This window comes from Desulfosarcina sp. (assembly GCF_055467485.1).
Genome location: NZ_JBUOIV010000001.1, coordinates 120,451 through 133,868 on the forward strand (window position 1 = coordinate 120,451; position 13,418 = coordinate 133,868).

The 13,418-nt window shown below is 56.9% G+C and carries 10 protein-coding genes; 8 read left to right on the forward strand and 2 right to left on the reverse strand.

All coding sequences use genetic code 11. The features are described 5' to 3' along the window. Positions 1–2 precede the first annotated feature (2 nt). A complete protein-coding gene (locus ACZCED_RS00570; RefSeq protein WP_462971223.1) occupies positions 3–923 on the forward strand; it encodes an ABC transporter permease in 921 nt (306 codons plus the stop codon). Between the two features lie 54 nt (positions 924–977). On the opposite strand, the gene ACZCED_RS00575 is transcribed toward ACZCED_RS00570, so the two are convergent. Then, on the reverse strand, positions 978–2,351 hold the full coding sequence (locus tag ACZCED_RS00575) for a sigma-54-dependent transcriptional regulator (protein ID WP_462971222.1): 1,374 nt from the start codon (positions 2,349–2,351) through the stop codon (positions 978–980). A 405-nt stretch (positions 2,352–2,756) separates the two neighbouring features. Here ACZCED_RS00575 and ACZCED_RS00580 point away from each other — a divergent pair, with 405 nt between their 5' ends. The 7 genes from ACZCED_RS00580 to ACZCED_RS00610 all read left to right on the forward strand — a co-directional run bounded on the left by ACZCED_RS00580 (position 2,757) and on the right by ACZCED_RS00610 (position 12,218). Next, positions 2,757–3,623: a methylenetetrahydrofolate reductase gene (locus ACZCED_RS00580; protein WP_462971221.1), complete on the forward strand. Its 867-nt coding sequence runs from the start codon at positions 2,757–2,759 to the stop codon at positions 3,621–3,623. Between the two features lie 58 nt (positions 3,624–3,681). After that, positions 3,682–8,154, forward strand: coding sequence for an FAD-dependent oxidoreductase (locus tag ACZCED_RS00585; RefSeq protein WP_464859977.1), 4,473 nt, complete (start codon positions 3,682–3,684; stop codon positions 8,152–8,154). Positions 8,155–8,246: 92 nt separating this feature from the next. Then, entirely contained in the window at positions 8,247–8,660 is a 414-nt protein-coding gene (locus ACZCED_RS00590; protein WP_462971219.1) for a hydrogenase iron-sulfur subunit, read from the forward strand. 51 nt (positions 8,661–8,711) lie between these two features. Continuing rightward, the gene (locus ACZCED_RS00595; protein WP_462971218.1) at positions 8,712–9,380 is read left to right on the forward strand and encodes a methylenetetrahydrofolate reductase C-terminal domain-containing protein; all 669 of its coding nucleotides are present in this window, start codon (positions 8,712–8,714) and stop codon (positions 9,378–9,380) included. Next, positions 9,377–10,318 (forward strand): methylenetetrahydrofolate reductase, encoded by a 942-nt coding sequence (locus ACZCED_RS00600; protein ID WP_462971217.1) that lies wholly within the window; start codon positions 9,377–9,379, stop codon positions 10,316–10,318. The genes ACZCED_RS00595 and ACZCED_RS00600 overlap by 4 nt, the downstream gene beginning before the upstream one ends. 223 nt (positions 10,319–10,541) lie before the next feature. Beyond that, positions 10,542–10,931 carry a response regulator transcription factor gene (locus tag ACZCED_RS00605; protein WP_462971216.1) on the forward strand — a complete coding sequence of 130 codons (390 nt, stop codon included), beginning with the start codon at positions 10,542–10,544 and terminating at the stop codon, positions 10,929–10,931. Between the two features lie 429 nt (positions 10,932–11,360). Beyond that, entirely contained in the window at positions 11,361–12,218 is an 858-nt protein-coding gene (locus ACZCED_RS00610) for a shikimate dehydrogenase family protein (RefSeq protein ID WP_462971215.1), read from the forward strand. 78 nt (positions 12,219–12,296) lie between these two features. On the opposite strand, the gene ACZCED_RS00615 is transcribed toward ACZCED_RS00610, so the two are convergent. Next, positions 12,297–13,346 carry a GAF domain-containing protein gene (locus ACZCED_RS00615; RefSeq protein WP_462971214.1) on the reverse strand — a complete coding sequence of 350 codons (1,050 nt, stop codon included), beginning with the start codon at positions 13,344–13,346 and terminating at the stop codon, positions 12,297–12,299. Positions 13,347–13,418 lie beyond the last annotated feature (72 nt).

The following is a 13,418-nucleotide window of genomic DNA, read 5'->3' on the forward strand; positions in this document are numbered from 1 at the left end:
CCATGGAGGAGATCATCATTTCTGTGGTTCAGCGCACGCTGGTTGCCGGAACACCCCTGCTGCTCGGCACCGTCGGCGAGATCATCTCTGAGCGGTCCGGAATCCTTAATCTGGGCGTGGAAGGGGTGATGGCCGTCGGTGCGGTAACCGCATTTATCGTCACGCACCATACGGGCAGCCCCTGGCTCGGGCTCTGTGCAGCCATTGCTGCAGGCATGTTGATTTCCATCGTTCATGCGTTTGCATCGGTGAGCCTTCAATCCAACCAGGTGGTCTCCGGACTGGCCCTGACCATGCTCGGTCTGGGGATGGCGGGTTTGTTGGGAAAGCCCTATGTGGGAAAGCCGCTGGCCATCAAAATCAACGCCGTGCCCATCCCCTTCCTGTCGGATATCCCAATCGTGGGGCCGGTGCTTTTCAACCAGAGTCCTTTCTTCTACATGGCGATACTCCTGGCTGTTGGCGTCTGGTTCATGCTCGAGCACACGCTGCTGGGCATTCGCATCCGTTCGACCGGAGAGAACCCCAAAGCCACGGAAACCCAAGGTGTCAATGTCTCGTTGATCCGCTATCTGTCCGTGATCCTCGCCGGCGGGTTTTCGGCCATGGCCGGCGCCCACCTGTCCATCTCCTACAGCAAGTCATGGATCGAGGGGATGACTGCCGGGCGTGGTTGGATCGTCATCGCCCTGACCATTTTTGCCCTGTGGAACCCCATGCGGGCCGTGGTCGGCGCGTTTCTTTTCGGTGGGATTTTCGTCCTTCAGTATATGCTCCAACCCCTGGGCATTTCTCCTAACTTTTTGGCCATGCTGCCCTATCTGGCCACGCTGCTGGTGCTATTGGTGGGGGGGCTTCGGGACAGTCGTCGTCTCAACGCCCCGGCCATGCTGGCGGAGCCCTACCGTCGGGGGGAGCGATAACCCAAGTCTTGAAGCCCTCCCTGTAAAAAGTCACACTCCATACGGGTTCGTCAATTACTGTATGCCATAGCTGGCCAACTTGCGCCGCAGCGTGTTCAAGCCGATACCCAGCCTCCTGGCGGTTTTGGACTTGTTTTCTCCTGATTGTGTATACGCGTTTAATATGTGCGCCTTTTCAACCTCAGCCAGCGGTTTGATGCGTGACGTGCCGGCGGCCACATCCTGATCGTCACATGTTTTTAGGGCTGCCGTGATATGCGAGGGCAGGTGGGCTTCCCGGATCGGTTCACCGCGGGCCAGGTTGACCGCCGACTGGAGAATAGATTTCAACTCCCGGACGTTGCCGGGATAGTGATAGCGCATCAACAGGTCCAGCGCCGTCTTTTCGATAAAGCCCTGCTTGTTCACATCGTAATACTTCTCCAGGAATTTACGCGCCAGCAGAAAAATGTCCTCCTGGCGTTCGCGCAGCGGGGGCAGGTGTAGCCAGCCACCGCGGATGCGGTAATAAAGGTCTTTACGAAAACGTTTTTGGGCCATCATCTGTTCAAGGTTTTCATTGGTGGCGGCGATAAAGCGCAGGTCAACCTTCTGTCGGGTACTCGATCCGAGTTTGGAAAACTCACCATCCTGCAACACCCGCAGCAGCTTCCCCTGGAGGGATAAGGGCAGGTCTCCGATTTCGTCCAGAAAAAGGGTGCCCTTGTTCGTGTGTTCCAGGTAGCCGACCCGGCCGTGTTCAGCTCCGGTGAAGGCGCCTTTGGTGTGACCGAAAAACTCAGCTTCGAACAGTGAACTGGACAGGGAGGACATGTTGATGGGGCTGAATGGATACTGGGCCCGGGGGCTGGCACCGTGGATGGCGCGAGCCAGAAGCTCCTTGCCGGTGCCGCTTTCGCCGGTGATTAGAACGGGAACAAGGCTGGAGGCATGCAGCTCCGCCTCCTTGAGGATTCGCAGGACTTTCTTGGACTGGGTGACAATGGGCCGGAACGGTTCTTCGTTTTCAAGCGTCGGCAAATCGTCCCGCTTCTCTATATCCAGCAGATCCAGAAGCCGTTTTCGTTCCAGTGTACGCTTGATGGACAACGAAAGATCTTCGGTGGACACCGGCTTGACCAGATAGTCATAGGCGCCCTTGCTCAGGCATTCCACCGCGATGCGCGCCTCGTTGATCGCCGTTACCATGATGCACTCCGTGGACGGAGAATTGGCCTTTATTTTTTCCAGCAGGGCCATGCCATCCATTTCCGGCATGGTCATGTCGATAAGGGCGATGTCGAAAGAAAGCCCCTTTTCCACCTCTTCTGCCAGGTTTACCGAATTGTCCTCCAGGCGGACTCGTTTAAAGCCGAGATCCGACAACTTTCTTCCCAGAACCTCCAGATAGTCTCGGTCATCATCAACGACTAACACATGACTGTTCATCGATCATCACCATCTTTCATCGTGTGCCATAATGGACCACTCCATATTGGAGCGGCTCATTTAAGCGGCTAATATTTTTATCTTTTACAGTGTTTATAGTCCATTTTGGCATAGTTGTCTACCTTTATTGCGATCCGGAACCGATAAGAGAAATGTTTGCAGACTTGGTAATAGACTAATATCATAGCTAATAATCGTTTTACAAGCGAGGCTTCCATGTTCTGGCACAGGGTTTGCTATCCCAATATGGCAAGAAAATGAAACAATTTGGCCGGCATCCATTTCAACAATCATCTTTTCCGGGATGCGGCCGCTGCTTTCCCGTACCAGAGACCGATTCGACGCGCCTTTTTTTTATTAACTGTTACCGCGTGCTTTCCGCAGCGACCATGAGGGGATTGGCTTATGCATTTAAAAAACAAATTCGATGTCGGCAAGTTCACCATTCTTGCGGAGATGCAGCCGCCCAAAGGGGTGAATGTGTCAACGATGGTCAACAACGCCGTCCGCGTGCAGAACCAGGTGGATGCCTTCCTCGTGCCGGAGATGGGCAACGCCGTGATGCGGATGAGTTCGTTGGGCGGGGCCATGATTCTTCAGCAAAAGGGGTTGGAAACCATCATGCAGGTGAACTGCCGGGACCGTAACCGCATCGCGCTTCAGGCGGACCTGCTGGCCGCCTATGGCGGGGGCATTATCAATGTCATGGGGGTTTCCGGTGAAGATCCCGGCCTGGGCGATCATCACCAGACCAAAGCGGTCAACGATATCGATCTGGTGACGCTGTTCAAGGCCATTTCCACCCTCCAGACCGGCAAAGATCTGGCCGGCAATGAACTGACCGGCGCACCGTCGTTTCTGGTCGGGGCTACCGTCAATGCCCGGGCCACCGGTGACGAGCTTGAAAAAGTGCTCTCCAGGATGGCTGAAAAAGCTGCTGCCGGGGTGAATTTTTTCATTGCGCCGCCGGTATTCGACCTTGGGGCCATGGGCCCGTTTCTGGAAAAGGTCGATCTCAAAAAGACCAGGATCATTCCCACCGTGATGCTGCTGAAATCCGTGGGAATGGCCCGCTACCTGGACCGGCACCTGAACGTGACCATTTCCCAGGACCTGATCAAACGGCTGATGCGGGCTCCGGACAAAGCCGTGGAAAGTCTGTCGATTGCCGCCAAAACCATCTCGGCGTTGGAAGAGGCCGGTTTTGCCGGCGTGCTGATTTCCGCCATGGGCTGGGAGGATAAGCTGCAGAAGCTGCTGGATATGGTCTGATGGCCGGCCGGATCGAAGAGAAACGTTCTATGACGAACACTTTCATGAGGAATGTGTAATGGCAGAAAAAGAAAATACCCAAGGCAAGGATGTCGTCGGTTCCGTACTCGTGGTCGGCGGCGGCATTGCAGGCATACAGGCATCCCTGGATCTGGCGGATTCGGGTTATTACGTTCACATGACCGAGGCCAAGTCAGCCATCGGCGGGGTGATGGCTCAGCTGGACAAGACCTTTCCGACCAACGACTGCTCAATGTGCGTTATCTCCCCCAAGTTGGTCGAGTGCGGGCGGCATTTGAACATCGACCTGATGACCCTGACCGAAATCGAAGAGGTCACCGGCGAGATTGGAAACTTCACGGTCAAGCTGCGCCAGAATGCACGGTACATTGAAATGGACAAGTGCACGGCCTGCGGTGAATGCGCCAAAGCCTGCCCCATCGACACCCCCAACCTGTTCGACGAGGGCCTTCGGGACCGCAAGGCGGCCTTCAAGCTTTACCCCCAGGGAATGCCCAGCGCCTATGCCATCGAAAAACGAGGCACGGCGCCCTGCAAGGCTACCTGTCCGGCACATGTGAGCATTCAGGGGTACATCGCGCTGATCAATGACGGCCGCTACAAAGAAGCCCTGAAGCTCTTCAGGCAGGACCACCCCTTCCCGGCGGTCTGCGGTCGGGTCTGCCATCACCCCTGTGAAAGTGCCTGCACGCGCAACGACGTGGATCAGCCCCTGGCCATCCGCGAGCTCCATCGCTTTCTGGCCGATTATGAAAAGCAGAGCGGTGAGACCTACGTCCCGGAAATCACGGCCGAACCGCGGGACGAGAAGGTGGCCGTTATCGGTTCCGGCCCCGCGGGTGTCACGGCGGCTTACTACCTGCTCCAGCAGGGCTACTCGGTGACCATCTTCGAAAAAATGCCCGATCCGGGCGGGATGATGCGCTACGGCATTCCCGAATACCGTCTGCCGCGGGACATCTTGGCCAGCGAAATCGATATCGTCCGGCAAATGGGCGCCGAGATCAAGTGCGGGGTGACCTTTGGATCCGACATTACCCTGGAAAGCCTGAAAAAAGACGGGTACCGCGCGTGTTTCATGGCCATCGGGCTGCATGGCGGACGCCGTCTCGGCGTGGAAAATGAAGATGCCCAGGGCGTGCTCCAGGGCGTTGACTTTCTGCGGGATGCCGCCATGGGCAAGGATATCGAACTCGGCGAGGATGTCATCGTGGTCGGCGGCGGCAACGTGGCCATTGACGTGGCCCTGACCGCCAAACGCAAAGGCGCCAAGAACGTCACCTTGATCTGCCTTGAAAAGCGCGAAGAGATGCCCGCCTGGGAACACGAGATCGAAGAGGCCCTGGAAAGCGAGATCAATATCGTCAACAGCTTCGGCCCCAAGTCTTTTTACATAGACAAAAGCAAGCGCGTGTCGGGCATCGAATTCAAGACCTGTACGGCGGTGTTCGATGAAGATGGCCGCTTCAACCCCGCCTACGACGAGGCGGAATGCCAGCCCTTTTTCGGTGACACCATCATCGTCGCCATCGGCCAGAGCACCAACCTGGACGGTATCAAGGAGCAGGGTGTCGCCATTTCGCGGCCTGGCGGCCTGGAGGCCGATCCGGTCACCCTGCAAACCCCTATCGACTGGGTTTTTGCCGGCGGAGACGCGTTTTACGGTCCCAAATCGGTGGTGGACGCCGTTGCCTGCGGCAAAGAAGCCGCCGAGAGCATCCACCGTTTCATTAACGGCCTGGATCTCACGGACGGCCGACAGAAAGAATGGGAATTCGTCAAACCCGAGGATTTGAGCGGTGAGCCCAACAAAAAACGGACAACGGTCAGGTGCCTCGATCCTGAAGCAAGGGAGTGCAACTTCCTGGAGGTCTCCTTCGGCTACAACGAGGAAGAGGCCAAAACCGAGGCCGATCGATGTCTCAAGTGCGGGCTCTGCTCCGAATGCTACCAGTGCGTCGACGCCTGCCTGGCCAATGCGGTCAACCATGACATGGTGGCCGAGCATAAAACCATCAACGTGGGTGCCATCATCCTGGCTCCCGGTTTCACCCCCTTCGACCCCACCGAACACAAAACGTACCAGTATGCCAACCATCCTAACGTGGTCACCAGCCTGGAGATGGAGCGGATCCTTTCCGCCTCAGGCCCCTATGCCGGCCATCTCGTCAGGCCTTCGGACAACAAGGAGCCGGAAAAGATCGCCTGGTTTCAGTGCGTGGGGTCGCGGGACATCAACTGCAGCGACCACAGCTACTGCTCCTCGGTCTGCTGCATGTACACCAACAAGCAGACCATCATCGCCAAGGAGCACAGTGACAAAGAACTGGATACGGCCGTCTTCTTCATGGATATGCGGACCCACGGCAAGGAGTTCGAAAAATACTACATGCGCGCCAAGGATGAAAAAGGGGTTCGCTACATCCGGTCAAAAGTGCACACCATCGATCCGGTGGAGGACGACAACCTGCGGCTGCGATATATCACCGAGGAGGGTGAACTGGTCGAAGAGACCTTCGATATGGTGGTCCTGGCCGTCGGCCTGGCCCCCAACAAGGAATCGGTGGACCTGGCCAAAAAGATGGGCATCGATCTCAATCAGGACCTGCATGCCGCCACCCGGACGCTCGAGCCGGTAAGTTCCAGCCGGCCGGGTATCTTCGTATGCGGCGCCTTCCAGGAACCCAAGGACATTCCCCAGTCGGTCATGGAGGCGTCCGCCGCTGCCGCATCGGCCACCCGCTCCCTGGCGACCGCCAGAGGATCACTGATCAAGACCAAGGAGCTGCCACCGGAGATCGACGTCTCCGGGCAGGAACCGCGGGTCGGCGTATTTGTCTGTAACTGCGGTATCAATATCGGCGGCGTCGCCGATGTGCCGGCGGTAAGGGAGTATGCCGCCACCTTGCCCCACGTGGTGCATGTGGAGGACAACCTGTTCACCTGCAGCCAGGATACCCAGGACAAGATGAAAGAGGTGATCAAGGAACATGGCATCAACCGTGTGGTGGTGGCCTCCTGTTCGCCCCGGACCCACGAACCCCTGTTCCAGGAGACTATCCGGGACGCCGGCTTGAACAAGTACCTGTTCGAGATGGCCAACATCCGTGACCAGAATACCTGGGTGCACATGAACAACCCGGAACGGGCCACGGCTAAGGCCAAGGACCTGGTCCGCATGGCCGTGGCCAAGGCGGCCTACATCGAACCGCTGCACCAGGTAAGGCTTGAAGTCACCCAGAAGGTGCTGGTGATTGGCGGCGGAGTAGCCGGAATGGAGGCGTCGCTGGGCGTTGCCGACCAGGGCCTCCAGGTTTACCTGGTGGAACGCGGTGACATACTCGGCGGCGTGGCCCACAAACTGCGCACCACCTGGCAGGGGGAGCCGGTTAAACCATACCTGGATTCCCTGGTCGACCGGGTGCGCAGCCATGAAAAGATTCGGGTGCTGATGAAGACGGAGCCGGTGGAGACCACCGGTATCATGGGCAACTTTACCACCACGCTCATGACCTCCGGCGAGTCCCTCACCGAGACGGTGGTCGAACACGGTGCCACCATCATCGCCACCGGAGGCAAGGAGTACATCCCCAGCGAGTACCTGTACGCCCAGAATCCCAACGTGCTCACCCACTTCGAAATGGATGCCGCCATGGATGCTGACGACCCCCGGCTGTCCAGTGCCCGGAGCGTGGCTTTTATCCAGTGCGTGGGGTCGCGGACCAAGGAGCGGCCATACTGCAGCCGGCTGTGCTGTACCCACACCGTCAAGAGTGCCCTGACCCTCAAGGAGCGCAACCCGGAGTTGGATATCTATGTGCTCTACCGGGATGTCCGCACTTACGGGTTCCGCGAAGAGCTCTATAAAAAGGCCAGGGAAAAGGGCATTATTTTCATGCGCTACAACCTGGAAGACAACCTGCCCGATGTCAAGGAAGCCGACGGCCAGCTGAGTGTGACCGTAAGGGATCATGTGCTCCAGATGCCGGTAGAACTGAACCCGGACCTGCTCGTACTGGCGACGGCTGTGCTGCCCAATGAAAACAAGGACCTGTTCGAGCTGTTCAAGGTGCCGATCAATGCCGACGGTTTCCTGGTCGAGGCCCACGCCAAGCTGCGTCCCGTGGATTTCGGCTCCGAGGGCATCTTCATGGCCGGCCTGGCCCATTACCCCAAGGCGCTGGACGAAAGCATCGCCCAGGCCCGGGCATCGGTGTCGCGGGTCATGACCATCCTTTCCCGGGACTCGATCCTGGTGGGCGGCGTGGTGGCGGAAGTGGACCCGGACAAGTGTGCCGTGTGCGTGACCTGCGTACGGACCTGCCCCTATCACATTCCCTATATCGGGGATGAAGGGCATGCGGTAATCGAACCGGCCGAGTGCCATGGCTGCGGCAGTTGCGTCGCCGAATGCCCGGGAAAGGCCATCCAGCTCAAGCATTTTACCGACGAACAGATTGTTGCCAAGACAGCGGCCCTTTTTGAAAAGAAAAAAGGGGCGGCGGCGTAACCCAGTGGAATACGGGCGCCAGAATCAACGGCAGCCTGAGAACTCCGGGCGCCCGAATTATTTTTCTACCTCAACATCATCGGAGAGAGAACATGAATGAAACCTTTGAACCCCAGATCCTGGCGTACTGCTGCAAATACTGTGCTTATGCAGCGGCCGACCTGGCCGGATCCATGCGCTTGAACTACCCAAGCAATGTGAAGGTGATTCAGGTGCCGTGCAGCGGCAGGGTGGACATCCTACATCTGCTGACCGCCTTCGAAGGAGGGGCGGACGGCGTGTACGTGGCCGGGTGACTGGAAGGTGAATGTCATTTCCTGGAAGGAAATCTCAAAACCAGACGGAAAGTCGAATACGTGCAGCGAACCCTAAAAGAGCTGGGTATGGAGCCGGAGCGGGTGCAAATGTACAATCTGTCTTCGGCCCAGGGGCCCCGCTTTGCCGAAATCGCAACCGAGATGACGGATAAGATCAAGGCCCTGGGACCCAGCCCGGTGAATTCTTAACCACGGCCAGGAGACGGATGCAACCGTCCTTGGACCCGAAGAGGTGAACATATGATAATTGCGGATCGAAAATCTCTGGAAGAGATACAGGACATGATCAAGGACTATAAGAAAATCCTTCTTGTGGGGTGCAAGGGGTGTGTAACCGTCTGTAATGTGGGCGGCGCCAAGGAGGTCGGCATTCTGGCCGCTACCTTGAAAATCGCACGCAAGAAAGACGGCAACCCCATCGAAATAGACGAGAAAACGTTGGAGCGCCAGTGCGACCCTGAATATGTGGAGCAGATTCGGGACATCTACGACCAATACGATGCCGTCGTCTCCATGGCTTGCGGCGTCGGGCCCCAGTTTCTCTCCGAGGCCTATCCGGGCCAGAAATTTTTTCCGGCAGTGAACACCAAGTTCTTCGGCGGTGCCGTGCAGCACGGTATCTGGGAGGAGCGCTGCGCCGGCTGCGGTACATGCGTGATTCATTTTTACGACGGGTTGTGCCCCATCGCCCGTTGTTCGAAAAGCATCCAGCACGGTCCCTGCGGCGGCAGCGCCGACGGCAAGTGTGAAATCGCCAAGGATGTGGAGTGCATCTGGGACACCATCGTCAGAAAGAAAATCGAGCAGGGACGGCTCGACGATCTTCGAATCATTCGGGCGGCGAAGGACTGGACGACGGCAAGGGACGGCGGTCCCCGTAAAAGCATAAGGGAGGAGTTGGTTCAATGAGCGATAATGGTTTGAAATCAGGAAGTAATCTGGAAAAGGTGCTCAAGGCTGGCCACTTTGCCTTTACCGGTGAATGCGGACCGCCCAAGGGTGCCAATGTGGAGCATCTCAAAGAGAAGTTCGAACACCTGCGGGGTGTCGTGGATGCGGTGAATGTCACCGACAACCAGACCGCCGTGGTGCGCATGTCCAGTGCGGCCGCCTCGGCCATCATGGTGGCCAACGGCATCGAGCCCAACTTCCAGATGGTCTGCCGTGACAGAAACCGCCTGGCCATGATGGCCGACATTCTCGGGGTCTATTCCCTTGGCATTAAAAATATGCTCTGCCTCTCCGGCGACCACCAGAAGTTCGGCAACCACCCGCAGTCCAAGAACGTCTACGACATCGATTCCATGCAGCTCATCGCCCTGGTCAAGAAAATGCGCGATGAAGGCAAGTTCCTCAATGAGGATGATATTGACGTGCCACCCAAGATGTTCATCGGCGCTGCGTCCAATCCTTTCGGCGACCCTCATGAATACCGGATCTACCGCCTGGCCAACAAGATCGACGCCGGAGCGGATTTCATCCAGACCCAGTGTATCTACAACATGCCCCGCTTCAGGGAGTTCATGAAAAAAGCCGTGGAGATGGGCCTGACAGAAAAGGCCTACATCCTTGCCGGCGTCACGCCGATGAAAAGCGCACGCATGGCTGAGTACATGGCCAAAATGGTTCCCGGAATGGATGTCCCTGAAGAGCTGATCGAACGCTTAAAAGGTGCGGGCAAGGGCAAGCAGGCCGAAGAAGGCATCAAGTTCGCCATCGAACAGATCGAAGAGTTCAAGGAGATGGAAGGGGTTGCCGGTGTTCACCTCATGGCCATCGAATGGGAGCACAAAGTCCCTGAAATCGCCGAACGGGCCAAGGTGCTGCCCAGGCCCCAGGTAGATTGAACGGCCACAGCGAGCGGACGTTTGATTAAAAATTATTACGGTGCTGCGAAGCACGGCTTTTAAAGGCCGAGAATTTTTTGCGGACCACCGCGGGAACGCATCCGTGCATGGATCCGGAATGCGGGGTCGGGAGAAATTTTTTCACCACCGACATGCCCGGCCATTTAAACAAGCTCAGGCTGCTGATTTATTAACAATCAGCTATGTATAAAGGAGAACTCAAATGGGCGATAAAAAACGAATCCTAGTGGTGGACGACGAGCCCGATTTCTGCTCCATCGTACAGGGAAACCTGGAAAAGGAAGGCTTCGATGTGGAGGTGGCCTATGATGGCGTGCAGGGAATGGAGAAGGTGAAGGCCAATCCGCCGGATGCCATTGTCCTGGATGTGATGATGCCGGAAAAAGACGGATACGCGGTGTGCAAGGAGTTAAAGGGCGATGCAAAATACGCCGATATTCCCATTGTAATGCTCACCGCCGTGGCATCCCATGTCTCTTCCACCCGATACTCCCACTATGACGGCATGAGTATGGAAGCCGACGACTATCTTCCCAAACCGGCCTCGGCGGAAGAGATCACTGAAAGCCTGAAGGGGCTGCTGAACATGTAGCCTTGCCTTGGGCGAGACGGGTTGCCCGCAGCGGCTGTCCGTATCGGTCGGATCACCGATGCACTCAGCCGCCGCCGGAAGGCCCGCATCCCGTGCTCTGGCCATTGCGACCCTAAAGGGGTAGGGGCGCCGGTCATCCGCGGGTGCTTCCGAATCCGCGCATCGGAATGAAAAGCAAGTGATTTGGCTGTGTTTTCCGCAACAGACACAGCGGTGAAATCAATTGGGGTCTGGGTGCGTTGGGTTCGGAAGCATTTTTACTTGAACCACGGGCGTTTCGAGCGGCCACTTTTATCCGAAGAGATCAGCGTTTTCGGAAAATTGGGGCGGGTGTTTATCCTGCAGTCAAATTGACACACAGACATAGATCAACGCGGCGGCCATAAATTTTGGCGGGGCTTTGATCGTCAGCAACCGAGACCCAGCCAGATGAATCAGCCTTCAGGACTTCTGGACGCGACACTCGCGCTCCAGACAAAGGTATTTTGCATCATCAGCGATCACCGGGTGTTTAGATCCCGGTCGCCGGCAATATTTACCACGGTGCTCGGCCGGACAGGGCTAAAAGGGGTTTATGTGCCTTTTATGGTCGACGATTGCAATATCGGCAAGGCCTTGGAAAGCCTCCGGGTGCTCAACATCGCCGGGGCCAACATTACCGCGCCATTCAAGGAAAAGGTGCTGCCCTACCTGGATGTGCTTTCCGAAGGGGCCAATATCATCGGTGCCGTGAACACCATTGTCTGCAAGGGGGGGCAACTCAAAGGCTACAACACCAATGCCATCGGCATCATGGATGCCCTCAACGAGGTGAACTTCAATATTGCCGGAAAAAAGGCGTTGGTGATCGGGACGGGCGGCTCGGCAAGGGCCGTGGTGTTCATTCTCAACTGGCTGCGGGCCGAATCGATTGTCGTGGCTGGCCGAGACAACCATAAAACCTGCCGCCTGGCCGGTCATTTCAGTTGCACGCCGCGGTCGCTGAAGGATCTGGCCGATTTTCCCATCGACGTGGATCTGATCGTCAACGCCACCTCCATTTCCAGCCGTGACGAATCCAGCGAGTTGACCGGCATTGTCGACGGCTTAAAGAGCAACGGCTGCCAGCTGGTTTTCGATCTCAATTACGGTCACAGGGAGAATATCTGGCAATCCCTGGCCGAAAAGAGCGGCATCCGTTTCATGGACGGGCTTTCCGCCCTGGCCTACCAGGCCCGGCGCACCTTCCTGCTTTGGACCGGCCAGGAGGTTCCGCAGGCAGAGTTTTTAAAGGCGCTGGAAGCTTAAAACCCTTAACCCTGGCGCGATTTTCCGTTTGATCGAATCTGCACGCCTTCCGCTATTTTGATTGGTTCGCGAAGCGGGTCATTTCTGACCTGATTTTGAACGCTTGCATTCGCTCAGCAGGTCCCGCATTATTTGATAGTCGATGGCATTTTGTATGGCCACGCCACCTTGCTCCGCAACGGTCATGGCGAAGTTGATATCGGCGCTGGAGAAAAAACGAACGTCAGCGGTGAGCAGCCGCAGCATACCAATGGGTTCCCCCTTGACTGAAATGGGTACGGCAAGGATGCTGCCGACACCTTCGTTGGCCGCTTCCTTATGATAGAGGGTATGGACATCTGTGGTGGCGTCCGGGATGACCACCGGTTCACCCTTGAGAATAAAATAGGTGGCCAGTTCGTCGTCTAACGGTCCCCGTTCCAGGTAATGCCGGCTCAATCCGAAAGCGGCCTTGAGTTCCATCTTTCCCTTTGCCGATTCGATGAGGCGGATCGTGCATGCTTTGAGGTTCATCACCTCAGGCAGCCTGGAGACAATCCGGTCGAGCACCGTGTCCAATTCCCGGGTTTCCCCGATGAGTCGACCGATTTCACAAACCGCTTTGAAGTAGTTCAACTGTCGTTGCTGCTCGTCATAGATCCGCGCATTTTCGATGGCGATGCCGCATTGCTCTGCCAGGGCGGCGACGAATTCGATCTCCAATGAATTAAATTCCCGCTGGGTGCGGCTGAGCAGCCGAAGGATGCCCGTGATTTTTCCGCGGATGGGAATCGGCGCCACCAGTATGCTTTGAATGCCTTCCTGGCGCGCAGCCTCGGGATAGTCGATACGGGAATCATTGGCCGCATCGCGGATGGCGATCGATGTTCCTTCCAGGGCCGATAAGACGCTTTCCTCCGCATCGACAGGCCCGCGGTTCAGGTAGGTCTCGCTCAATCCAGAGGCGGCCTCAAGTACCAGCTTCTGACGCGTCGGATCGAGCAGGCGGATAGTTGCGGCATCCACGTGAACGACTTGAGGGATTTTGGTTACGATCAGTTCAAAGACCTCCTTGGGGTCCAATGAGGCGGTTATGGCTTTGGTGATATCCAGAAACAGCCGGAGATAGTCGCCCTGTTGCTTCATCATTATGTGCGCTCCTTTTAAAGACGTGTGGTTGGTGGGTTCGCCGATTCGAGCGGTAAAGGAACCGGCCGGGGG

Bases quoted from the DNA above. Each gene is read 5' to 3' on its own strand.
- ACZCED_RS00580 (WP_462971221.1), top strand. From the start codon at position 2,757: ATGCATTTAAAAAACAAATTCGATGTCGGCAAGTTCACCATTCTTGCG.
- ACZCED_RS00610 (WP_462971215.1), top strand. From the start codon at position 11,361: ATGAATCAGCCTTCAGGACTTCTGGACGCGACACTCGCGCTCCAGACA.
- ACZCED_RS00595 (WP_462971218.1), top strand. From the start codon at position 8,712: ATGATAATTGCGGATCGAAAATCTCTGGAAGAGATACAGGACATGATC.
- ACZCED_RS00585 (WP_464859977.1), top strand. From the start codon at position 3,682: ATGGCAGAAAAAGAAAATACCCAAGGCAAGGATGTCGTCGGTTCCGTA.
- ACZCED_RS00575 (WP_462971222.1), bottom strand. From the start codon at position 2,351: ATGAACAGTCATGTGTTAGTCGTTGATGATGACCGAGACTATCTGGAG.
- ACZCED_RS00600 (WP_462971217.1), top strand. From the start codon at position 9,377: ATGAGCGATAATGGTTTGAAATCAGGAAGTAATCTGGAAAAGGTGCTC.
- ACZCED_RS00615 (WP_462971214.1), bottom strand. From the start codon at position 13,346: ATGATGAAGCAACAGGGCGACTATCTCCGGCTGTTTCTGGATATCACC.
- ACZCED_RS00605 (WP_462971216.1), top strand. From the start codon at position 10,542: ATGGGCGATAAAAAACGAATCCTAGTGGTGGACGACGAGCCCGATTTC.
- ACZCED_RS00570 (WP_462971223.1), top strand. From the start codon at position 3: ATGGAGGAGATCATCATTTCTGTGGTTCAGCGCACGCTGGTTGCCGGA.